Genomic DNA, 23,102 nt, shown 5'->3' with positions numbered 1-23,102 from the left:
CTTATGGGTTTAGAAATTTTGAAAATTACAGGTTAAGGGTTAAAGTTTTGTGTTCTTGATTAGTGCCCCCGGAAATGGGGATGAGCCACATATATTTGAAAATGATCTTGCTCTGAAAAAACGAACACCTTACTAAGTGGCTTTCATCAAAAGATAAAACTCATTTAACGTCGTACTTGGTTTTAGTAATCTCGAAATTACAGAGTTTACGTTAGGGGTGGTTTACTGTTGATTGGAAGTACACCGTAATTGGGAAAGAGCCCAATTTTTTGGTAATGGTGGCTATGGGTGGACTCGAACCACCGACCTCAGCATTATGAGTGCCGCGCTCTAACCGGCTGAGCTACATAGCCACAAGACGCGTGATTTTGTCGTTTTAATGAGAGTATGTCAAGTCCATTAACGTATTTTTTTATATTTTTCTTTATATAAGTTTAAGTTTAGGGAAAAATGGTGATTTTTTGATTTGAGTGGACTAATTTTTAACTGGACAAGTCTGCCATTTAAAATGGATTGATTTATATTTTTATCGTGGGCATTGTGTTTAACACTAATGAATAAAAGCAATTTAAGCCTGGGTACTTCTTTACCCAGGCCTGGAAAAAATTAAATAATCAATAAATACATTGCGCCAGGTCCACGCAATATCTGAACCAGTAGCTCTTGTTTTTTCTGCAGTGCGATTTGTTGCAGAGATTTCACGTCTTTTACAGGAGCTTTATTTGCAGAAATAATTATATCTCCGGGTCTTAGGCCTGCGCGCCATCCTGCACTTGTTTCTGAAGCACCAACAACTTGTACACCTATTACATTACCATGAGGCGGAGTTTCTTGCTCAAAATTTCTTAATGCTAATCCATAGAGGAAAGGATTTCCAGCCTGAAGTTTTTGTTCATGGGATTTGATGTCAGTCACAACAGCATCAAGGGTAATGGGTTTGCCATCACGTTGAACAATCATTTTAACATTTGAGCCCACACGTAAGAGGCTGATTGTTGTTTTTACTTGGGTTGCTTGGGTGATTTTAGTATTGTTAATTTGGGTAATGATATCACCTGACTTTAAACCAGCTCGTTCAGCAGGAGAGTTTGGATTAACTTGTGATACTAATGCCCCTTGAAAATCTTCTGAATAGCCTAAGGAATGAGCAAGTTCTGGAGTTAAATGTTGGACATATATCCCCATTAATCCACGGTGGATAGAACCAAATTTGATTATTTGTTGTGCTACATCTTTAGCCATATTAACAGGGATGGCAAATCCTATACCTACATTACCACCATAAGGTGAAAGAATCGCTGTGTTAATCCCTATTAATTCTCCTTTGGTATTTACTAAAGCACCACCAGAATTACCTGGGTTAATCGCTGCATCAGTTTGAATGAAGTTCTCTACACCTTCAATATTTAAATCACTGCGTTTTAAAGCACTGACGATTCCAAAAGTTGCTGACTGGCTATTACCAAAACTATTTAGACCAAAAGGATTTCCGATAGCAACTACAAAATCACCTACTTGTAATTGATCTGAATCACCTATAGGTAAAGATTTTAGATTTGTGGCATTGATTTTTAATACAGCTAGGTCAGTTTCACTATCACTACCAATCAATTTTGCTTTCAATCGTCGGCCATCTTGTAGTGTTATGGTGATAAGAGTGGCATTACGAATGACGTGATCATTAGTAATAATAACTCCATTTTGAGCATCTAAAATAACACCAGAGCCAATGCTTTCAAATTTACGTCCTTTTTCTGGAGCCGTTTGATGTGGGCGTCGAGTATTCAATGCTTCATCATCATCATTTCTAGATGAGGCTCCTGGAGGTGCTGCATCAGCAGGCAAATAACCTTGTACTGCAACATTAACAATAGCCGGCATTATGTTTTTTAAAACCGGGGCAAGGCTAGGCATCGATGAGGGGGCTTCATTAACCGCATATGTAGCCGAAGCGGTTAAAAGAAGCAGGGTACTTATAAATAATTTGATACGTTTTATCATATTTTAGTCCTGAGGTTGATCATTAAACCAGATTAAGGTAGCTATTCTACCTGTTTGTGAGGTTCTTCGGTAGGAATAGAACTCATTTTTTAACTCAAAAGTACATAATTCTGACTGATAAACTGCTTTAATTCCTTTAGAATTTAAAATAATTTCAGCGATTAAAGGTAAATTAGCGAGCCATTTTTCCTTTACGGGCTTGAACGCTTGTTTACTTAAAGAGTAAGTAGTAATGAATTTTTGGTAGACTTCATCACCTACCTCATAGCATTGTTGGCAAATGGATGGGCCGATCCAAGCTAGTAGTTCCGATTCTAGACTGTTCATTTTATCCAGCGTATTTTCAATAATACCATGAGCCAATCCTTTCCATCCAGCATGAATTGCTGCAATCTCAGTACCTTGTACGTTACATAGCATGATTGGTAAGCAATCCGCAGTAAGAATTACTAAAGGAGAGTTCTTCGAGCGAGTTATTGCGGCATCTGCATTTCTATTTGAATCTTCTTCGATGATGACGCAATGGGTACTGTGTGTTTGCTTTAACCATTGAGGTTCGCCGGGTAAATGTAATTGTTCAATCAGCTGCTGCCTATTTTGCAGCACTTGGAGATCATTATCTCCAATGCCTAAGCCCATATTGTTGTTTTCATAAGGTGCTTGGCTAAATCCTGAACGTCGGGTAGTACTCAAGGCTGTAATATTTTCTGGGGCAAGCCAATTCGCTAATTTAGTCTCCATAATGCTCGTCCAATGTGTTTAGAAGAAGCTTAAAATCATCAGGTATAGGCGCTATAAGCGTCAACTCTTTTTCTGTTTTTGGATGATAAAATGAGAGAGTGCGCGCGTGCAGTGCTTGTCTTTTAAAGTTTTGAAATAGGGCGCGTAAGTGCTCAGATGCTTGGGCAGGAAAGCGCATACGTGTTCCATACAGTGGATCACCAACGACGGGATGATGGATATATGCTAGATGGACTCTGATTTGGTGTGTTCGTCCAGTCATGAGGTTGACGTCCAATAAAGTAAAATCCTGATATTGTTTTTTTACTGAATAGTGAGTTATGGCTTGCCTTCCCTGTTCTTGCACAGTCATTTTTAGTCGATTTCTAGGATGCCGTCCAAAGCCGGTATCAATAGTGCCGCCAGAAATAATGTGGCCTTGTACTAAAGTAATGTAATGACGCTTAATTTCACGGGCTTGCATTTGGCGTACTAAGGATGTATGTGCGGGTAAGGTTTTGGCTACGATTAAAAGACCTGTCGTGTCTTTATCGAGTCGATGAACAATTCCTGCTCGAGGTAAATGAGTGAGTGAGGGGGCATGATGTAATAAGGCATTAACTAAAGTATGTTCTTTATTTCCAGCGCCAGGATGAACAACCATATTTGCTGGTTTGTTGAGCACTAAAACATCTTCATCTTCATAGATAATATTTAAAGGAATTTCTTCTGGAGCACAATGATCTAAATGAGTATCTGTTGTATTAAAATCAACATTGATCTCAATTAGGTCACCATCTTCAACTTTGTCTTTAGGTTTACAAGATTGACGATTAAGCGTTATTGTACCACTTTTAATCCAGTTACTGATTTGTGAGCGTGAATAGTCAGGTAGTAGATGCGCGAGTACACTATCTATACGTTGATTATGGTACTCGCGAGGAATGATCAATTGTTTTTGAATATGTTCTATCATTAAATCGTTTCAGTCTCAGCGGCAATGAGGCGCCCTCGTAATGAATTTGGTAATGCATCACTGATTTGAGTATCAACAAATTGCCCAATCAAATGTGCTGGGCCATCAAAATTGACCACTCGATTGCACTCAGTACGTCCAGAAAGTTGTTGTGAATCTTTTTTGGAGTAACCAGTAACTAAGATTTTCTGTGTGGTTCCAACCATAGACTGGCTATAACGAGAAGCTTGTAATAAGAGCCTACTTTGTAAAATCTGAAGTCTTTGTTTTTTAACTTCCAAAGGGGTGTCATCGGGCAAATTAGCAGCCGGAGTACCAGGTCTTGGGCTATAAATAAAGCTAAATGAAGTATCAAAACCTATTTCGTGGACTAAATCCATAGTATCTTGAAAATCTTTATCTGTTTCTCCTGGAAAGCCAACAATAATATCTGTAGATAAACGAATATCTGGTCGTACTTTTCGTAGTTTTCTAATTTTAGATTTGAATTCTAAAGCAGTATATCCTCGCTTCATTAAACCTAAAATACGGTCTGAACCACTTTGTACCGGTAAGTGTAGATGATTCGCCAACTCAGGTACTTCTGCATAAGCATTAATTAAATTGTCTGAAAATGCCAAAGGGTGTGAGGTTGTAAAACGAATTCTACCTATACCCTCTATAGCGGCAAGATAATGAATTAAAAGTGCTAAGTCAGCAATATCGCCGTTTTCCATGGCACCGCGATAATCGTTAACATTTTGACCCAATAGATTAATTTCTCTAACTCCTTGCATTGCTAATTGATAACATTCTGCAAGTACATCATCAAACGGTCGGCTAATTTCAGTACCACGAGTATAAGGAACAACACAGAAGCTGCAATATTTGCTGCAACCTTCCATGATAGAAACAAAAGCAGTTGGTCCTTCAGCTCTAGGTGCAGGGAGATGATCAAATTTTTCTATTTCTGGGAAGCTAATATCAACAACTGGTTTTTTCTTTTCCATTCGCTCATTAAGTAACTCAGGAAGTCGATGTAATGTTTGAGGACCAAAAACAAGATCGACAAAAGGTGCTCTTTTAATGATATCTTCACCTTCTTGACTTGCTACACATCCACCTACTCCAATCACAACATGAGGATTTTTCGCTTTATATTCACGCCATTGTCCTAATTGAGAAAAAACTTTTTCTTGTGCTTTTTCGCGAATAGAGCACGTGTTAAGTAAGATCACATCTGCATCTTCAACCTGATCGGTTTTGACCAAGCCATGTGAGTGCAACAAAACTTCTGCCATTTTAGATGAGTCATATTCATTCATCTGACAGCCGTTAGTTTTGATATATAGTTTTTTTGCCATATTTAAAATCTACTTTCAAAATGTATTCCAGGTGCAAAAAATAGAACCAGATTTCTCTATTATTGCATCTAGGTTACTTTTATAATCTCAGGGAGCCTCGTATTATTTCATTAATGTACACTTTGGCAATAAGTTTCTTTAATTTTTGGTAAAATAATTAAAGCAATAAGCATTCCAAGCGGAAGAATAGCAAGGCCAGTATGATATGCTTCCAGGGGATAAACCCTGACATTACCATTAATTTCCCCTTCCCACATTTTATCAAGAATATAACCAATAAGTGGCTGTGCTAGTGCTATTCCTATCATATTCATCATATTCATGAAACTTAAACCCGTAGCAACATATTTTTTATTACATAATTCTTTAGCAACGGTAAATGCGGGTAAAAATCCTGCAGAAAAAATACCAAATGCGAATAAGAGCAGCTCCATATATATTGCTGTATTAATTGGGACAAAAATAAAGAGTAAAGAACAAATTAGAGCGCCGACACACCCTATATACATGGGGGGTTTACGCAAGCCAATGCGGTTAGAAAATACTCCCCATAAGGGACTGGCAATTGCCCAACCAACAAAGACTAGAGAAATATAATTTGCTGCTGTCGTCTTGGTGATCATCATTTTATTCATTAAGAAAGGAACACCCCATAGACCACAAAAAACTGGAGTTGCCATGTACATTAGACCACCATAGCAGGCGACTAACCAGAGTTGTTTATTCTTTATTAATGCAAGTAAACTTGGTATTAGTTGCTCTTCATCAATGGGATGTGAGGTAGTAACTTCATGATTTTTAGGAGTGTCTTTGGCGATGAAAATGAGTAAAACGGCGAGCACGAGTCCTGTACTTCCCATGATTAGCATACTATGGCGCCAACCAAAATTGTCAATTAATAATGCTAAAGGAGCCTCTCCACCAATTGCTCCAAGCATTCCTAAGGTTACCATAAGGCCAGTTAATAAGGCAAAACGTTGGGCTGGAAACCAATTGGCAGCAAGTTTCATTGTTCCAACAGCTGCGAAAGCAGAACCAAAACCTATCATTAAGCGTGCGACACAAGCCATAAAAAAGCTATCAGTCATACCAAAAGCAATAGTACTTAAGGCACAGACTATAGTAGCTAATGTTAACAACCGGTGTGGGCCGAAATAATCCATTAATACACCACCTGGCAATTGCATGGCTGCATAAGAATAAAAATAGATGCCTGATAAAATTCCTAAAGTTTGGCTGGTAACTGAGAAGTCTCTCATCAACTCGTGACTCATAACACTTGGCGATACTTGTAAGAGACACTCATAAAAATAAAATAAACAACCTAAGCCCCATACCATCCAAGGCATAATTGATTGTATTCCGAAATGTGTTATTGATTGAGGCTCTGTATTGTAATGTGCCATTCTTTTATCATTCTCCAGGTGTAAACACTATTGATTTTGACGAAAACTGGGAGTAGTTCTATGCTGTAGGTTAATCGATTAAACATTTCTAATGTTTTATTATGCCGCTTTTTCGATCATAAATGCTAACAGACAACCTTATCATACTAATGTATAAAATTCACCTTTTAAAATATTAACAGTTTGTTTATTATTTGTCTATTGCTCATTGGGGTCGTTTGGCTCATCAATAACAACACGAGTTCCCTTCATACCACCTCCAGGTAAATCTATAAATTCTTCGTTAAGCCAACGTGCATCTTCAATAAACATCCTGACACAACCATGACTTGCCCTATAGCCAGGTAATTCATAACTGCCATGAAGAGCATAACCCCTATAAAAATGCATACAATAGGGCATTAAAGCGCCCCCATCGTTTCCATCAGATCGTCTTGGAAACACAGTTGAAACACAATCTATGTCTTGTTTACGGATAATTCGAAATGAACCTGTAGGTGTAGTACATCCACCAAGAACACCAGTACATTTTCCTATCCCTGAAGAAATTGGTCCCCACCAGAGTAACTCTCCATCTTGGTCGTAGGCTGCCCATGCTAGCTTTTTTTGACTTACGTAAATTGTTTTTTCACCGTTGGCCTCTATGTATCTGGGAAATGGAGATACATCATAAATCGTTAAGCGATCGATATTTTTAGGTACAGCAATGGTTAATCCAGGACGTAAAGCAATATTCATACGATTAATTCGCTTCACCATATCTCGTTCTTCTTCATCTGGAAAAAGTTTATCCCAACTCTCACCAGTTTTAATTTTCATGCAAAAATAATCGGGTGAATTGCACAATGTTTCACCATATCGATTATGCGCGAGAACAAATTGACTAGAAACTAAGAAACAGATGAAGATTATTATTGATATTATAAGTTTCATACATGAATCTCAATTTAGGTCGTTATATTTTCTTTAGCGGCATTTTAAATAATAACTTTAAGTGCCTTGAAATGAAACAATAATTAGGCGTTAGAACATTGATGAGGGCGTCAATGCTACCTTTTAAATATTAGAAGATATTATCACATGAACAAGATGTGGATTTAAGAATATTTTTTTCTGTGTATAATAATGAAATTTTTTAAATTAGGTTCCAATTATGAGTTGGTTTAAAAAATTATTACCCTCAAGAGTTAATACAGAGACTTCTCAAAAAAAAGGAGTTCCTGAAGGTTTATGGCTGAAATGTTCTGGCTGTAATGAGGTTCTTTATAGTATTGAGTTAGAAAAAAATCTAATGGTTTGTCCATCTTGTAATTTTCATCATAGGATATCTGCCAGAACTCGAATTAAGCAATTTCTTGATGAGGGTAGTCAAGAGGAAGTAGCTGCTTCTTTAGAACCTCATGACCGATTAAAATTTAGAGACTCCAAAAAATACAAAGACAGAATCTCCCAGGCCCAAAAAGCGACTGGTGAAAAAGAAGCGTTGGTTATTGTAAAAGGAACTTTATTACAACAGCCTGTGGTAGTTGGGTCTTTTGAGTTTAACTTTATGGGTGGGTCCATGGGGGCTACTGTAGGTGAAAAATTTGTTCGTGCGGTTGAGTTAGCAACCAAGGAACAAAGATCATATATTTGCTTTACTGCAAGCGGTGGTGCGCGTATGCAGGAGGGGCTTTTTTCCTTAATGCAAATGGCGAAAACTTCAGCTGCTTTAGCAAAATTTGCCGAAACAGGATTACCATTTATTGTGGTTCTCACTGATCCCACTATGGGTGGAGTATCGGCTAGTTTTGCAAGTCTTGGTGATGTAATTGTTGCTGAACCTAATGCTTTAATTGGTTTCGCTGGTCCCAGGGTTATTGAGCAAACAGTAAGACAAATTTTACCAGAAGGGTTCCAGCGTAGTGAGTTCTTATTAGAGCATGGCCATATTGACATGATTCTGGAGCGAAAACATATTCGTCCTGTTGTCGCTGAATTGGTCTCCAAATTAACCCGTCAAACCACAGGGGATTAGTTGCCAAAACATCATTGCATTAATGAATGGTTATACGATTTAGAAACCAGGAATACTCAAGAGATACAACTAGGTTTAACTCGCATCAAAGAAGTTGCACAAATATTGCATTTGCAACTTCCTGAGTGTCGAGTTATTTCTGTTGCTGGTACTAATGGAAAAGGCTCGACTGTAACGGCTCTTGAAGCAATTTATCATTCTGCTGGATATAAAGTAGGTTCTTATACTTCGCCTCATCTTATTCAGTTTAATGAACGTATTCGAGTCAATTTAACTCCAATTTCTGATGATGATTTATGTCAGGCATTCAGTATTATTGAAAAAGCTCGAGGGGAAGTCCTCCTGACCTATTTTGAAATGACTACTTTAGCGGCGCTGTGGTATTTCAAAAAAATGAATTTAGATATCATTATTCTGGAAGTAGGATTAGGTGGGCGTTTAGATGCTACTAACATAGTTGATGCCGATTTATCCATTATTACAACAATTGATTATGATCATCAGGATTATTTAGGCGACACGCTTGACGCCATTGGTTATGAAAAAGCTGGAATTCTTCGCTCAGGTAAACCATTCATTTATGCAGACAATAATCCTCCGACCTCTATAATTAAGAAAGCGACACAACTAGCTTCTCCTACATATCTTTATGATCGTGATTTTTCAATTCAGGAAAAAGACGCCACCTGGGGTATTGAGTATGACGAAAAGAGCGGTCTTTTTTCAATTTATGACTTACCTAAACCTTCGATACAACTCAAATCGGCTGCGGCTGCAATTACCGCATGTTTTTTATTGAAGCAGTATTTACCTATAACTCATACTCACTTGCAATCTGCAATGCGGCGCATTTTTATCCCCGGGCGTTTACAATTGCATCGAGGTACTGTGGATGTATTATATGATGTGTCTCATAATCCTCAATCAGCAAGATTACTTGCTGAAACTTTGCAAAAAATGGAAAAAACAAGGGTACATGCAGTTTTTTCTGCATTAAAAGATAAGGATATTCTTAACTTAATTACGCCTTTAAAAGATTGCGTTGATTATTGGTATCCTGCACAATTAGACAATAAACGAGCTGCCGATGCTGATTTACTGATTACAATTTTAAGAGATGCAGCAATTTCTGTGGAGTTTTGCTATACTAATCCTCTGATTGCTTTTGAAGCCGCATTAAAACAATCTAGACTTGGCGACTTAATTGTTGTTTATGGGTCTTTTTTTACAGTGAGTCATGTTATGGCTAATAGGAGATTCAATGAAATTAGTAATTGATGAAAAGCTAAAACATCGTTTAGTTGGCTTGGCTGTTGTTTTATCATTGGGTGCTATTTTCCTTCCGTCAATGATGAAAAAATCAAGTCAGCGCTTTGAAAATAATTTTAGTGTTAATGTGCAGTTACCTCCTAAACCAACAGCTCCTAATGTGGTTATGACTGATGAAAAAGAGATGTTTGAAACCATAAAAGTAGCTAAGGTAGAAATTCCTCCTGTTTTAGACCAAAAGGGATCTGATCTCGATAAAGAAGATTTTATTCAATCTGTTCAAGCTGTTGATGAGGCAGCGATTCATATAGCCAAGTCAGAGCCTACAACGAATCACGAAGTTGCTACAAAACCTATTGAGCTTGCGTTAAATAATGCCGTAAAAAATGCGGCTGAGAAGCAAATAAATGAAGTGGCAGCAAAACCAGTGAAACTGATCAAACCCATAAAAGTACAGACACAAGCGGCAGCAAAGAAAGTTGTTACTGCGCCAGTTATTGCTAAAGCAAGTGTGAATCATTCTGTAAGTCAAAAAAATATTTATGCAGTTCAATTAGCATCTTTTGCAAAATTTTCTAATGCTCAAGCGTTGGTAAGCAGATTACAAAGCCAAGGATATAAGGCAAATTACCTTAAAACAAATGGAAAGCGAGGTATTATTTATAAAGTTTATGTAGGACACTCACCTGTTAAAAGTGATGTGATGAAAGTAAAAACTCAATTAGCAACTGCTATGCAGTTGAATGGTTTAGTGGTCAATACTGGAGTTAGCTAACGATGCAATTTCAATGGGTTGATATAATTTTTATAATAATAATAGGGTTATCCTCTATTACTGGTTTGCTAAGAGGATTTGTTAAAGAGTTTATTGCAATAGGAGTATGGATATTAGCTGTGTGGGCGGGTTATAATTATTCGGGCAGTGTTACTCCTTATATACAACCTTATATACAAAATCCATCAATCCTTTCAATAGTCAGTTTTATGGTCGTTGTTCTTGGTGTTTTAATCGGAGGTGGTATCGCTAATTTTATCATCGGTCTTTTTTTAAAAGGCAGTGGTTTAGGCGCTATGGATAAAGTTTTAGGCGGTATTTTCGGTTTTGGCCGGGGCGTATTTATCCTTTCACTTATTTTTGCAATACTAAGCATGACGTCTTTGCCTTATCAACAATATGTTCAAGGCTCTAGGGTGTATAATCAGCTAACACCCGTGATTAACTGGATCTCTGGATATTTACCGGGACTTCTTAATCAAGCGAAACAAATGGCTGCAAACAATAAGTCCTTTAATCTTATTGATATAACCCCTGATGTTTAATGTATTCATAGACTGAATAAGGGAGCTTACTTTTAACGTTCGCTCCCTTTTTTATCTCTTCACGAAGTGAAGTAGAAGAAATTTCAAAATTACCTGCATCAAATAAAAACACACTCCCTGCTTGAGTGTTCAAAAGTTCTGCTTTATTTTCACTTTGATATTTTTTTAAAAATTGTTGCATGATTTCTGGAATAGGTTGCTTAGCGAATTCAGAGCGATTGATTACCATGAGATGTGCAAGTGTAATTATTTTTTGCCACTGATGCCATTGAAATAAGGAAAGAAAAGCATCATAACCAATAATTAAAGTAATCGATGTCTCAGGAGACTCTGCTCTAAAACTTTCAAGAGTTTCAACCATATAAGATGGAGTAGCACGTTCTATTTCACGCAAATCCAATTTGAAATTTTGTTTATAGCACTTTATTGCACGTAGAATCATTTCTATTCGTTGTTTACTACTAGCAATAGTAGCTGGTTTTATTGTTGGTGTTTTACAAGGAAGAAAAATATAAGCATCAAAGTTGAAATTCTTTTGTATGGTTAAACTGGTTTGTAAATGCCCATTATGGATGGGATCAAATGCGCCACCGAAAATAGCTATGCTGTACATAAATCACCTATTATATTTCCCAGACACAATGAAAGAGCAATATTTTCCAAAGTATTCCATACTTGTGTATTTATGTTTGATTTAATACGCTCATCAATAGAGTAACAGCAGCTATGTAATTTTATTAATGTTTCTTTATTAAATCGCTTACAACATGTTTGATAGAGATTAACTCGTTGTGGCCATATTTTTAATTGAGCACAGGCGCTTTTAATATCAATTTTATGTTCCAAGAAATGATAAAGTTGCATAATTATTCTGATTTCTTGACTCAGTATCCATAATACAAAAGTAGCTTCTGTTTTATTATTGGCGGCATGACGTAAAATTTGAATTGCTTTATCACTTTGACCAAGTAGACATGCATTAACTAATTCGAAAAGATCGTGTTCGCATTGATCTGATAAATGTTCTTGCACTTGTTGGACATCAATTTTTTGATTACCATGATTAGAAAGCATTATTTTTTCAATGACTTGGGCACAGGCCAGCATGTTTCCTTGAGTATAATGGTGAATTAAATCAGGAGTCTGTGGATCAAATTGGATAGAGTTTTTCTTTAATTGCGTTACTATCCAATTTTTCATGGCATCTGTATCGAGTGGATATGCAACAGTAAGTACGGCGTGTTCTTGGGAAGAGAGCCATTGTAATTGTTTTAGAGGTAAATTAGGCGCTCTTATGATAATAAAGCATCGTGGATTAATAGACTTAAGGTATTCCACTAAAATTTTCTTTCCTAGCGCATCTATTGTTTTTTTATCAAAAAAGACATTTAAAAGCACAATGTCTGAAAACAAAGAATAACTGTTTGCCTCTTCTTTAATACAACTCCAATCTTCGGCAGACTGGATGGAGATAATTTTTTCATCATAATGATGATTTTTTTTGATGGCAGATTTAATTGTAGCTAGAGAATCTTCTAATAGATAGTTGTCTTGTCCAATAAGCATGTAGAGTGGAGCAATTTTTTTTTGGACTTGTTGAGCGAGCATTTGTTGTTTTATTTGCATATAAAAAGCCACTTTTGTCTTTGTAGCCTAGGTGCAGCGAAGCAGAACCCCGGTTTCTACGAAGTTTTCTTGAGTTTCGCTTTGTTGTATCGAAGCCACGATAAGTTCAGTTTTTCCGCTATTAAGTTAAAATGAAGGCTTTTGTAGATGGCTCAGTCTATACAAGATTTGAGTCACTGCATCTTGTTTCATTTCTCCAATTAAGATGCTTTCTTCATCTTTAGAACCAAGAATTCTATCATTATTTAAAGTAAGCTGTCGGGACACACTAACCTTGCTCGGAGGAGTTAACTCTTGCCCCTTTCTAGTTTTCAATATATAGATTACGGTTAAAGTTAAGGTATATTGCCTGGGATTTGTGCTTGATCCAACACTAATAATTTGCTGTTGTAAATTCACTTCATTAATTAGAAGCCAGTATTGGGCATGAGAAGGCTCATTAATTTGAATCTTTGAACCTTCCAATCGCGATTCTATTATGGAGATAAATTGTTTGTCGTTATTTTCAGAAATAAGCGCAATATTATTAAGCCAACTAGGTACATTACTAACGCCACGTAGATGAAATCCACAAGCAGATAGAAAAAAAACCAGTATCATAGTAATAATACTTTGTAAAATCAAAGGTTGAAACTTTGAGTAACTATATTTCATCAACCAACAACCAAATTAATTAATTGTCGGTGCGCAACAACGATCGCTTTTTTAACCGTTTGATTCGCTAGAAAATCTTTTACATGTTGTTTGGCTGCAGCAATTAATGCTTCTTCTGTGGCATCTACGCTAGCAGTAAATTGTGCTCTAAGCTTGCCATTAACTTGAACCACATAATCGACTTCATCGGTTTTTAGTGCTCCTTTATCGACCCTAGGCCAATTAGCATCAATAATTGCTTTTTCAAAGCCTAATTGTTGCCATAAGTGATGTGTCATGTGAGGAGTTATAGGAGCGAGTAATCGAAGTAATATACTTATTCCAGAATGAATAAAGAATTTATCTTCTTCAGTTTCTATAGAATAACTTGATAATTCATTAAACAACTTCATACACCCGGAAACTACTGTATTAAATTGATTACGATCATAATCATGAGTCGCTTGGGCTAGAATTTGGTGCACAATATGGCGTGATTTTTTTAAGCGACTTTCAGCTTGTTGCCAGTTTACATGACCGTTACCACTGAGAATAAGGTCATTTATGTCAATAAGCATATTTTGATGTTGATAAGCAAAAAACCAAATTCGTTTAAGGAAACGATGTGCGCCTTCTACGGCGGTATCCGACCACTCTAAAGATTGTTCAGGGGGTGCTGCAAACATAACAAATAGTCGTGCCGTATCCGCTCCATAGGTATCAATCAGATGGTTAGGATCTACGACGTTGCCAACAGATTTAGACATTTTATGTCCATCTTTTAAAACCATACCTTGGGTTAATAGTGCCTTAAAAGGTTCATCGGAATTAACTAAGCCTTCATCGCGCATTAATTTATGGAAAAAACGGGCGTAAAGTAAATGCATTACGGCATGTTCAATGCCCCCTACATATTGATCGACAGGAGTCCAATATTTTGCCCGATCATCCAGCATTGCATTTTCTTGGCTTTTGCACGCGAAACGCGCGTAATACCAAGAAGACTCAACAAAGGTATCAAACGTATCTGTTTCACGATATGCATCCTGTCCGCATTTCGGACAAGTGATGTTCACAAATTCAGGGCATTGAGCTAAAGGTGATCCTGTTCCGGTAAACGAAACATTCTCTGGGAGCACTACTGGAAGATCTTCATCTGGAACAGGTACTGTGCCACATTGTTCACATAAAATCATGGGGATAGGCGTTCCCCAATATCTTTGTCTCGATACACCCCAATCACGTAATCTGTAATTAATTGTGGCCTTACCAGCATCATGCTCTTCGAGGAAGTTTGTTATAGTTTCTATAGCTTGAGTAGAGCTTAATCCATCAAACTGCCCTGATTGAATTAGCGTACCCTCTCCTGTATAAGCGGATAGGTTTAAGTCATGCACTACATCATTTTCTGGTTTTATGACCGCTTTGATTGGTAATTGATATTTTTTTGAAAACTCCCAATCTCTTTGATCGTGAGCTGGAACCGCCATTACAGCACCAGAACCGTATTGCATAAGTACAAAATTTGCCACCCATATTGGTAATTTTTCTCCAGTTATGGGATGAATCGCAGTTATTCCGGTATCTATTCCACGCTTTTCCATAGTGGCTAACTCAGCTTCAGCCATTTTGGTGCCTTGGCAACTGTCGATAAATTCTTTGATTTCCTTACGATTATTAGCTGCTTCTTTGGCTATAGGATGATCCGTGGCTACGGCAAGATAAGTTGTACCCATGAGGGTATCAGGTCGAGTCGTATAAATTTTTAATCGTTTTGGGTAATTATTGACATTGAAATAAATCTCAGTACCAGTAGAACGACCTATCCAGTTGCGTTGCATCTGTTTTACTTGTGCTGGCCATTCGTCCAGACTATCTAATGAACTTAATAATTCATCAGCATAAGCTGTAATTTTAATGAACCACTGAGAAATTTCTTTTCTTTCAACTAGGGCCCCAGAGCGCCATCCTCTTCCATCAACCACTTGTTCATTTGCTAAGACAGTTTGATCGACTGGATCCCAATTTACCACGGCATTTTTTTTATAGACTAAACCTTTTTCAAATAATCGAATAAAAAACCATTGCTCCCATCGGTAATATTCAGGGGTGCAAGTGCAAATTTCACGTTTCCAGTCATAGGCATTACCAAGACGTAAAAACTGCTTTTTCATAGATTCTATATTCTTTTTAGTCCATTCAGCAGGAGGAATACCATTTTTTATCGCTGCATTTTCTGCAGGCAAACCAAATGCATCCCAACCTATAGGTTGTAGGACATTTTTGCCTAAAGCACGTTGATAGCGGGCAATAACGTCTCCAATAGTGTAGTTACGCACGTGCCCCATGTGCAATGTTCCACTTGGATAGGGGAACATGGATAAACAATAAAATTTCTCTTTGTTTAAATCTTCCGAAACATTAAATGATTGTTTTTTATGCCAATATTGTTGAGCTTGTTCCTCAACTTCTTGTGGTATATAGGTTTTATCCATGGTCCAATTTTTTAAGTGACTCTAAATCGCTAAGGATAACTCCTCTTGTGCTTGCCAGCAATAGATTATTGCTGGAATAAGCGACGAAGTTGAATAAAAAGTATAAAAATTATAAAAAATGTACAAAAAATCAAAGAAGGATACTCATACCAAATAATCCATGGAGTAAAACCTTGAGCAGGATAAACAGTACCTTGTAATAATCCAGAGCTAAATGGGGGGAGACTTTCAACTATGTTGCCATGGGTATCAATTATTGAAGATAAACCATCATTGTTAACGACTACTTGATATCGCCCAGTCAGTAACGAGAGAAGTTGGGCCATTTGTAATTGCTGATAACTTGCTAGTGAATGTCCAAACCAACCATTATCACTGATTGAAACGATCCATTGAGCTTTGGGCATTTGTGCGCGCAAAATATTGGGGTAGGCAATTTCATAACAAATCAGACTTGCAATTGGATGTTTCGCGATTTTAATTAAAGGCTGTTGCTTTTTTCCAGGTAATAAATTTGCTTCAGGTAAATTGAGCCATTGATAAATCGTAATCAGAGGTTTAGGAATGTATTCTCCGAAAGGAACAAGTTGGCGTTTGAACTTTTTTCCTTTTGCCTTTCCAAAAGTGATGATGGAGTTATAATAATGAGTTTCATTGTCATTTGTAGGTTGGAGTATACCTAACATTAAAGCACTGTTTGCTTTTATTGCCTTTTTGTTTAATTTGAGCAAATATTTATCCAGATAACTAGCAGGAAGTGGTATTGCGGATTCAGGCAAAATAATAAGCTGTTTTCCTAAAAGTTTATTTATTGCGTTTTCATAATATTTTAATAAGTTCCAAAATAAAGCTTCATCCCATTTATCACGCATGGATAAATTGGCTTGAACTGCACCAACACTAATGGGTTCTTGTTTTATTTGTGACCAAGAAACACTTTTACATAGTGCGGGGCTTATCATGACGAGTATGAAAGCAATTAAGCAATAATAACGTTTTGGATAATTTGGTGAAACAGCTAAGGTGAGTAATGCAGAGATAAAAACACAGATTAAGCTTAATCCGTAGATTCCTAAAATAGGGGCAAGATATTTAATGGGTGTATCAATAAGGGTTGTACCCACTAACAACCATGGAAATCCAGTAAATAATGTGGAGCGACAATACTCACTGAGACACCATAAAGTGCTAAATAAAAGTAAAGACAGTAGTGTTCTGTGTTTTAATTCAAGTAACTTATATAAGTAGGTGACAAGGGCGGGGAAAAGCGAAAGATACATGATAAAAATTAATGTAACCAACGCTGAGACAAAATAATTTAATTGGCCATAATCATGGATACTGATGATAACCCACGAAACACCAAAGCCAAAATAGCCTAATCCATAACAGAAGCCTAAGTAAGCGCTCTGTTTTCTAGAACAATTTTTCAGACTGAAATAGAGAGATGCTAAACTTAATAACGTGAGGCCTGGCATGTGAAATGGTGCAAAGCCAAAAGGTGATAATAGTCCAGCTATAAATACAAATAGATATTTTGTATAGCTGAGATGAATTGAGGATTTAAGCGTTGTGCTGTTCGCCAAAGCAGTTTGCTTCATATTTTATCAGTAAATTATAAAAGGGTAAGATAAATGAGTACTGGATTTAGGTCAAGAATTAGCAAATTCTTTTCTTTAAAATCGAAAGATAACATGTATCGCAAGATATTGCACCATTAGTTCACCATGCAATTTATTTATCTAGTTCTTGTATCTTGATCAAGACCTAAAGATAAAATCAAAGTCAAGTTAACCAAATGTGATTAATTAAAAGATGATATTCTACAAAAGGCTTTAATGTCTGATTAGCGAATGTTTTGATAGACACGATTAGATTAGTGGTTAAAACAGCATATCTTCTTTTAAAAGTTCACGTTAGAATGACGCATTAAGAGCCTAAATAATGCGAGTATAATTTTCTTTTATTTATTCATGTACAAAATTTAGATTTAGAGAACACTATCCAAGCCTTGAGAATTTGTGTAGGATGATCGCGTTTTATAATGGGAGAGGGATTCAAATGTATAATGTAATGATTACTGGCGCAGGGAAAATTGGTAGTTTAATTTCTTGCTTACTGTCAGAAAGCGGTTCTTATCAGGTCCATTTAGTGGATGTAGATTTTAATGGATCAGATGTGAAAAGGTTATTGGATGCGGTGCCACAAATCAAGACTGTGGCTTTAGATGTTCAAGATAAGGAATCGACTCAAGCCTATATAGAAAAGCATGGAATTGTGGCTGTCATCTCAAGTCTTCCTTATTTTTTAAATACGCATGTTGCTGAAGCCGCAAGAGCTGCTAAAGCACATTATTTTGATCTTACTGAAGATACAGCTGTTACAGAGGCAGTCAAAGCAATTGCTTTGGATGCAGAAACTGCTTTTGTGCCTCAGTGTGGTTTAGCTCCAGGATTTATTAGTATTGCTGCTAATAGCCTAATGCAGGAGTTTGAAGAATGTCACCATGTGAAATTACGTGTGGGTGCACTGCCACAGAATGCAAATAATGCATTGCAATATTCATTAACTTGGTCAACCGATGGCGTAATTAATGAATATGGTAATCCCTGTTATGCCATTAAATATGGAAAAGCAGTTACCTTAGCTCCATTAGAAGGTTTGGAAACGATTCAAATTGATGGTTGTGAGTACGAAGCTTTTAATACCTCTGGGGGGCTTGGAAGTTTGGCAGAAATGCATGCAGGTAAAGTGCAAACCATGAATTATAAAACGATGCGTTATCCTGGTCACTGTCAAAAAATGCGTCTATTAATGAATGACTTGCGTTTAAACCAAGATAGACCTACATTAAAGCGAATCTTAGAAAATGCTATTCCTAAAACCTATCAAGATATTGTAATTGTTTATGTTTCTGTAGAAGGAATAAAACGCGGTGAACTTACAGAAAGAAATTATGTGAAGAAGATTTATCCAGTCGAAATTTGCGGGTTGGAATGGTCTGCCATTCAAGTGAGCACCGCTTCAGGTGTTTGTGCTGTTGTTGATTTAACACTAGGCCAAGCCAATGAATATAAGGGTTTGGTTTTACAAGAAAAATTCCAATTATCTGCTGTATTGGAAAATCGTTTTGGTCGTTATTACGCATAATCGATCACAATCATACGTTCTTATCCACGACCGTTCATTAACGGTCGTATCTCAAGTTGAATGATATAATTTTAGATTATTACGGAGATAATCAATGGATATATTAAAGCATTTAAAAATTCATGCTGTTAACCCTGGGGCTTTTAGTGGTCAGGGATGGCAAAGCAAGATTCATGAGCATCAGTTAGTTTCTTTTAACCCTACTAATGGGGAAAAACTTGCCGAAGTTGCAACTTCCACTATGGAAGATTATGAAGAAGTAATGAAGCGTGCGCAATATGCTGCTCATGAATGGAAAAAAGTCCCGGCCCCAAAACGAGGGGAAATTATTAGGCAAATTGGTCAAGCTTTGCGTGAGCATAAAGATGCATTAGGTAGTTTAGTTTCCTTGGAAATGGGTAAATCCAAGCAAGAAGGAGACGGTGAAGTTCAAGAAATGATTGATATTGCTGATTTTGCAGTAGGTCAATCACGAATGTTGTATGGGAATTCTATGCACTCAGAACGGCCTCAGCATAGAATGTACGAACAATGGCATCCCTATGGAATTATTGGGGTTATTTCGGCCTTTAATTTCCCGGTTGCTGTTTGGTCTTGGAATGCTTTTTTAGCTGCCATATGTGGAAATGTTACTTTATGGAAACCCTCAGCAAAAACTCCTTTATGTGCTATAGCAGTACAACAAATTTGTAATGAGGTATTAAGTCGCAATGGCTGCCCCGAGATATTTAGTTTAATTATTCCTGAAAGTCACGAGGTTGTCGAAACGATGGTTAATGACAATCGTATACCGCTGATTTCGTTTACTGGATCAACAGCTGTAGGGAAACAAGTTGCTGCGAAAGTTGCTGCTCGCTTAGGTAAAACTATTCTTGAGTTAGGTGGTAATAATGCCATTATTTTAGATGAATCAGCAGATCTTCATTTAGCGATACCGGCAATAGTTTTTGGAGCGGTAGGCACTGCAGGGCAACGATGTACGTCGACACGACGTTTATTTGTACACCATTCTATGTATGATTATGTGATTGAGCGTTTACGTTTTGCTTATGAGCAAATAACAATTGGTGATCCCTTAGATAAACACAATTTAATGGGACCTCTTATTGATCAGCAAGCTGTAGAGCAATTTAATAAAGCAATAGCTCGTATTAAATCAGCTGGTGGTCGTATTTTATTTGGTGGAGAGTCACTGCATCAACCGGGATTCTTTGTGCAACCTACTCTGGTATGTGATGTAAAAAATCATTGGGATATTGTGCAAGAAGAAACATTTGCGCCTATTTTGTACGTTATGCCTTATCAGACTTTAGATGAAGCAATTGCTTTACAAAATAATGTTCCTCAAGGACTGTCCTCAGCGATGTTTACTCAAAACTTGAAAAATGCGGAGCATTTTTTAAGTGCATGGGGCAGTGATTGTGGGATTGCCAATATTAACATAGGTACTTCAGGTGCTGAAATTGGTGGGGCATTTGGAGGGGAGAAAGAGACTGGTGGGGGGCGCGAATCTGGGTCTGATTCTTGGAAGGCATATATGCGTCGACAAACCAATACAATTAACTGGGGTAATGAGTTGCCTTTAGCTCAAGGTATTCGTTTTGATCTGTCTTGATAAAATTGTTGTTTGGTAACGTGAAGCATAGCTGCCATTTAATTAACGATATTTATTTTACCTCACTGCCCACCGCATGTGGCAGGAGGTAAGCCAATGTGTTTATCTCTAAATTTCATGGTGCTTACTCAGATAATATAAATGAATAAGGAAAAAAGAATGCAGGGATCTTTTTTTATAAAAAAAGCCGCAGTTCTAGGGGCCGGCGTTATGGGTGCACAGATTGCTGCGCATTTAGTGAATGCAGGTGTAGAAACCTTACTTTTTGATTTAGCATCAAGAGAGGGAGGACCTAATACTTTTGTTGATAAAGCAATAGCTCATTTAGGAAAGTTAAAACCAGATCCTCTTGCAACAGCCCAAACTGCTGCTTTATTACAAGCACGAAATTATGAGCAACATCTTTCGGACTTGTCGTCATGTGATTTAATTATTGAAGCTATTGCTGAACGCTTAGATTGGAAAGAAGATTTATACAAACGTATTTCTCCTTACTTAGGAGAAAAAGCGATCCTTGTAAGCAATACCTCCGGTTTGAGCATTAATACACTAAGTTCTGTTTTACCTGAAAGACATAGAAAGAATTTTTGCGGCGTTCATTTCTTTAATCCCCCGCGTTACATGCATCTTGCCGAGCTTATTCCTGCAGAAGCTACGGATGAAGAATTAGTGAATCATTTAGAAACTTGGTTGACGCGCTATTTAGGTAAAGGGGTGGTCAGGGCAAAAGATACTCCAAATTTTATTGGGAATCGTATAGGGGTATTTTCTTTATTAACAACCTTACATCATGCATTTGCTATGGATATGGGGCTGGATGAGGTTGATGCTTTAACTGGTCCCTTATTAGGCAGACCTAAATCAGCGACATTTCGTACGATGGATGTGGTTGGTTTAGATACAATGCAGCATGTTGTAAATACGATGCAGCAGCAATTAGCTGATGATCCCTGGCACCATAGTTTTAAATTACCAGAGTGGATTGTTAATTTAATTAAAAAGGGACATTTGGGACAAAAAACTGGTCAAGGTATTTACCGAAAAAATGGTAAAATAATCGAGGTTTACGATATAAAATCAGCAACCTATCGTCCAGCAGAACCATCTGTGAGTGATGAGTTAAAGGCAATTATGGGGAACCAAGATCCGGTTGCTCGCATGCAAAGTCTGATTACTTCTAAGGATAAGCAAGCACAATTTTTAGCTGCATGTTTTAGGGATTTGTTCCATTATTGTGCTTATCATCTTGCATCAATTGCGGATAATGTAAGAGATGTGGATTTAGCAATTCGTTGGGGATTTGGTTGGATGCAAGGTCCTTTTGAAACCTGGCAACTTGCTGATTTGGCAACGATGACCCAGTATATTTATCGAGAAATAAAAGAAAATAGAACCCTTAGCTCAGCGTCTTTGCCAGGATGGCTTTTTGAAATTAGTCATTTTTATACCGAAAAAGGTGCCTATTCGCCACCACTCAATGATTATGAACCTAGAAGTCAGTTACCCGTTTATAAACGTCAATTTTTCCCAGACAAAGTTCTCAAAGAGTCAGTGCATCCTAAACCTGTACTTTATGAAAATGAAGGTGTTTGTTTGTGGCATTTACAAGATGATGTTGCTGTAGTGAATTTTAAGAGTAAAGCGAATACAGTAGGGCAATCGGTACTGGATGGTTTAGAAGAAGCATTGCAAATAGCGGAAAAACAATGTCATGGACTAATTCTACATCAACAAGATGCTAATAATTTTTCCTCAGGCGCTGATCTACGCGGCGTGTTAAAATTGATTCAAGACAATAAAATGCGAGATTTAGAGGCAATGATTGCTCAATTTCAGCATGTGGCTTTGCGCTTAAAATATAGTCCTATCCCTGTTGTTGCTGCCTTAAGAGGGCGGGCTTTAGGCGGTGGTTGTGAATTAATGATGCATTGTGATGCTGTTGTTGCCTCTTTTGAGTCTTATCCTGGTTTGGTTGAATTTGGTGTTGGGGTAATTCCTGCTGGAGGCGGATGTAAAGAAATGGCAATGCGTGCGGCACATCTTGTTCCTAAGGGTGATTTATTGCCAGTACTTCAAAGTTACTATCAGCATATTGCTACTGCACAAGTGGCCAGTTCAGCCGCCAATGCGATACAGATGGGGTATTTGCGAAATACCGATAGCTTTATAATGCACGCGGATGAGGTTCTTTACGTAGCACTCGAACAAATAAAATCCATGCATACAAAGAATTATCTTCCTCCTTTAAAGAAACAGTTTAGAATCGCTGGTATTGAGGGGAAAGCTCGATTGCAAGCGGGTTTAGTGAACTGGTTAGAAGGGGGATTTATTTCTCAGCATGACTACTTTATAGCTACAGAATTGGCAGCGGTGCTTTGTGGTGGCAATCTCAATCAAGATACAATTGTTGATGAGAACTGGATGTTTAAACTGGAGCGAGAAGCGTTTATTAATCTTGCTTCAACACCGTTAACACAAGCGCGGATTAGTCATTTACTAGAGACCGGCAAGCCACTACGTAATTAAGGGAG

Annotated in this window: 18 protein-coding genes and 1 tRNA gene; 7 read left to right on the top strand and 12 right to left on the bottom strand. The window is 37.4% G+C overall.

What is annotated here, in order from left to right:
• Nucleotides 1–276 precede the first annotated feature (276 nt).
• The 7 genes from Lsan_RS09980 to Lsan_RS09950 all read right to left on the bottom strand — a co-directional run bounded on the left by Lsan_RS09980 (nt 277) and on the right by Lsan_RS09950 (nt 7,379).
• Nucleotides 277–353 (bottom strand) — tRNA-Met (locus tag Lsan_RS09980).
• Nucleotides 354–606: 253 nt separating this feature from the next.
• Nucleotides 607–2,001 carry a Do family serine endopeptidase gene (locus Lsan_RS09975; protein WP_058514255.1) on the bottom strand — a complete coding sequence of 465 codons (1,395 nt, stop codon included), beginning with the start codon at nt 1,999–2,001 and terminating at the stop codon, nt 607–609.
• Nucleotides 2,002–2,004: 3 nt separating this feature from the next.
• Complete coding sequence (pgeF, locus tag Lsan_RS09970; protein ID WP_058514254.1) at nt 2,005–2,742, bottom strand: peptidoglycan editing factor PgeF; 738 nt, start codon at nt 2,740–2,742, stop codon at nt 2,005–2,007.
• Nucleotides 2,732–3,697 carry a 23S rRNA pseudouridine(1911/1915/1917) synthase RluD gene (gene rluD / locus Lsan_RS09965; protein ID WP_058514253.1) on the bottom strand — a complete coding sequence of 322 codons (966 nt, stop codon included), beginning with the start codon at nt 3,695–3,697 and terminating at the stop codon, nt 2,732–2,734. Before rluD ends, pgeF begins: the two co-directional genes overlap by 11 nt.
• Nucleotides 3,697–5,040 carry a tRNA (N6-isopentenyl adenosine(37)-C2)-methylthiotransferase MiaB gene (miaB, locus tag Lsan_RS09960; RefSeq protein WP_058514252.1) on the bottom strand — a complete coding sequence of 448 codons (1,344 nt, stop codon included), beginning with the start codon at nt 5,038–5,040 and terminating at the stop codon, nt 3,697–3,699. The genes rluD and miaB overlap by 1 nt, the downstream gene beginning before the upstream one ends.
• Nucleotides 5,041–5,150: 110 nt before the next feature.
• Entirely contained in the window at nt 5,151–6,446 is a 1,296-nt protein-coding gene (locus Lsan_RS09955) for an MFS transporter (RefSeq protein ID WP_058514251.1), read from the bottom strand.
• A gap of 198 nt (nt 6,447–6,644) precedes the next feature.
• Nucleotides 6,645–7,379, bottom strand: a complete 735-nt coding sequence (locus tag Lsan_RS09950; RefSeq protein WP_058514250.1) for a L,D-transpeptidase — start codon at nt 7,377–7,379, stop codon at nt 6,645–6,647.
• 220 nt (nt 7,380–7,599) lie between these two features.
• Between Lsan_RS09950 and accD the strand changes: the two genes are divergently transcribed.
• The 4 genes from accD to Lsan_RS09930 are packed head-to-tail and all read left to right on the top strand — an operon-like array spanning nt 7,600 to nt 11,052.
• Complete coding sequence (gene accD, locus Lsan_RS09945) at nt 7,600–8,463, top strand: acetyl-CoA carboxylase, carboxyltransferase subunit beta (protein ID WP_058514249.1); 864 nt, start codon at nt 7,600–7,602, stop codon at nt 8,461–8,463.
• Nucleotides 8,464–9,741 (top strand): bifunctional tetrahydrofolate synthase/dihydrofolate synthase, encoded by a 1,278-nt coding sequence (folC, locus tag Lsan_RS09940; protein ID WP_058514248.1) that lies wholly within the window; start codon nt 8,464–8,466, stop codon nt 9,739–9,741.
• Nucleotides 9,725–10,507, top strand: a complete 783-nt coding sequence (locus Lsan_RS09935) for an SPOR domain-containing protein (protein WP_058514247.1) — start codon at nt 9,725–9,727, stop codon at nt 10,505–10,507. The genes folC and Lsan_RS09935 overlap by 17 nt, the downstream gene beginning before the upstream one ends.
• Before the next feature lie 2 nt (nt 10,508–10,509).
• On the top strand, nt 10,510–11,052 hold the full coding sequence (locus Lsan_RS09930; protein ID WP_058514246.1) for a CvpA family protein: 543 nt from the start codon (nt 10,510–10,512) through the stop codon (nt 11,050–11,052).
• On the opposite strand, the gene nadD is transcribed toward Lsan_RS09930, so the two are convergent.
• The 5 genes from nadD to lnt form a co-directional block, all read right to left on the bottom strand.
• Nucleotides 11,027–11,665, bottom strand: coding sequence for a nicotinate-nucleotide adenylyltransferase (nadD, locus tag Lsan_RS09925; protein WP_058514245.1), 639 nt, complete (start codon nt 11,663–11,665; stop codon nt 11,027–11,029). The two genes, Lsan_RS09930 and nadD, sit on opposite strands and share 26 nt — an antisense overlap.
• Nucleotides 11,653–12,678, bottom strand: a complete 1,026-nt coding sequence (gene holA / locus Lsan_RS09920) for a DNA polymerase III subunit delta (protein ID WP_058514244.1) — start codon at nt 12,676–12,678, stop codon at nt 11,653–11,655. The genes nadD and holA overlap by 13 nt, the downstream gene beginning before the upstream one ends.
• 126 nt (nt 12,679–12,804) lie before the next feature.
• Entirely contained in the window at nt 12,805–13,332 is a 528-nt protein-coding gene (locus Lsan_RS09915) for an LPS-assembly lipoprotein LptE (RefSeq protein WP_058514243.1), read from the bottom strand.
• A complete protein-coding gene (gene leuS, locus Lsan_RS09910) occupies nt 13,332–15,806 on the bottom strand; it encodes a leucine--tRNA ligase (RefSeq protein WP_058514242.1) in 2,475 nt (824 codons plus the stop codon). The genes Lsan_RS09915 and leuS overlap by 1 nt, the downstream gene beginning before the upstream one ends.
• 65 nt (nt 15,807–15,871) lie before the next feature.
• The gene (gene lnt, locus Lsan_RS09905) at nt 15,872–17,407 is read right to left on the bottom strand and encodes an apolipoprotein N-acyltransferase (RefSeq protein ID WP_058514241.1); all 1,536 of its coding nucleotides are present in this window, start codon (nt 17,405–17,407) and stop codon (nt 15,872–15,874) included.
• Between the two features lie 460 nt (nt 17,408–17,867).
• On the opposite strand from lnt, the gene Lsan_RS09900 reads away from it, so the two are divergent.
• From Lsan_RS09900 to Lsan_RS09890, 3 genes are all read left to right on the top strand, one after another.
• Nucleotides 17,868–18,956, top strand: a complete 1,089-nt coding sequence (locus Lsan_RS09900; RefSeq protein ID WP_058514240.1) for a saccharopine dehydrogenase family protein — start codon at nt 17,868–17,870, stop codon at nt 18,954–18,956.
• A 94-nt stretch (nt 18,957–19,050) separates the two neighbouring features.
• Nucleotides 19,051–20,571 carry an L-piperidine-6-carboxylate dehydrogenase gene (amaB, locus tag Lsan_RS09895; RefSeq protein WP_058514239.1) on the top strand — a complete coding sequence of 507 codons (1,521 nt, stop codon included), beginning with the start codon at nt 19,051–19,053 and terminating at the stop codon, nt 20,569–20,571.
• Between the two features lie 159 nt (nt 20,572–20,730).
• A complete protein-coding gene (locus Lsan_RS09890) occupies nt 20,731–23,097 on the top strand; it encodes a 3-hydroxyacyl-CoA dehydrogenase/enoyl-CoA hydratase family protein (RefSeq protein WP_058514238.1) in 2,367 nt (788 codons plus the stop codon).
• The last annotated feature ends 5 nt before the right edge of the window (nt 23,098–23,102 follow it).

This window comes from Legionella santicrucis (assembly GCF_001468135.1).
Taxonomy (GTDB): domain Bacteria; phylum Pseudomonadota; class Gammaproteobacteria; order Legionellales; family Legionellaceae; genus Legionella; species Legionella santicrucis.
The sequence above is the reverse complement of the archived record's forward strand: the minus strand, read 5'-3'. Positions and strand labels throughout refer to the sequence as shown.

Coding starts and splice junctions, on each gene's coding strand:
- accD (WP_058514249.1), top strand. CDS start 7,600: ATGAGTTGGTTTAAAAAATTATTACCCTCAAGAGTTAATACAGAGACT.
- Lsan_RS09950 (WP_058514250.1), bottom strand. CDS start 7,379: ATGAAACTTATAATATCAATAATAATCTTCATCTGTTTCTTAGTTTCT.
- Lsan_RS09930 (WP_058514246.1), top strand. CDS start 10,510: ATGCAATTTCAATGGGTTGATATAATTTTTATAATAATAATAGGGTTA.
- amaB (WP_058514239.1), top strand. CDS start 19,051: ATGGATATATTAAAGCATTTAAAAATTCATGCTGTTAACCCTGGGGCT.
- leuS (WP_058514242.1), bottom strand. CDS start 15,806: ATGGATAAAACCTATATACCACAAGAAGTTGAGGAACAAGCTCAACAA.
- Lsan_RS09935 (WP_058514247.1), top strand. CDS start 9,725: ATGAAATTAGTAATTGATGAAAAGCTAAAACATCGTTTAGTTGGCTTG.
- lnt (WP_058514241.1), bottom strand. CDS start 17,407: ATGAAGCAAACTGCTTTGGCGAACAGCACAACGCTTAAATCCTCAATT.
- pgeF (WP_058514254.1), bottom strand. CDS start 2,742: ATGGAGACTAAATTAGCGAATTGGCTTGCCCCAGAAAATATTACAGCC.
- holA (WP_058514244.1), bottom strand. CDS start 12,678: ATGCAAATAAAACAACAAATGCTCGCTCAACAAGTCCAAAAAAAAATT.
- Lsan_RS09900 (WP_058514240.1), top strand. CDS start 17,868: ATGTATAATGTAATGATTACTGGCGCAGGGAAAATTGGTAGTTTAATT.
- Lsan_RS09975 (WP_058514255.1), bottom strand. CDS start 2,001: ATGATAAAACGTATCAAATTATTTATAAGTACCCTGCTTCTTTTAACC.
- Lsan_RS09955 (WP_058514251.1), bottom strand. CDS start 6,446: ATGGCACATTACAATACAGAGCCTCAATCAATAACACATTTCGGAATA.
- Lsan_RS09890 (WP_058514238.1), top strand. CDS start 20,731: ATGCAGGGATCTTTTTTTATAAAAAAAGCCGCAGTTCTAGGGGCCGGC.
- Lsan_RS09915 (WP_058514243.1), bottom strand. CDS start 13,332: ATGAAATATAGTTACTCAAAGTTTCAACCTTTGATTTTACAAAGTATT.
- nadD (WP_058514245.1), bottom strand. CDS start 11,665: ATGTACAGCATAGCTATTTTCGGTGGCGCATTTGATCCCATCCATAAT.
- rluD (WP_058514253.1), bottom strand. CDS start 3,697: ATGATAGAACATATTCAAAAACAATTGATCATTCCTCGCGAGTACCAT.
- miaB (WP_058514252.1), bottom strand. CDS start 5,040: ATGGCAAAAAAACTATATATCAAAACTAACGGCTGTCAGATGAATGAA.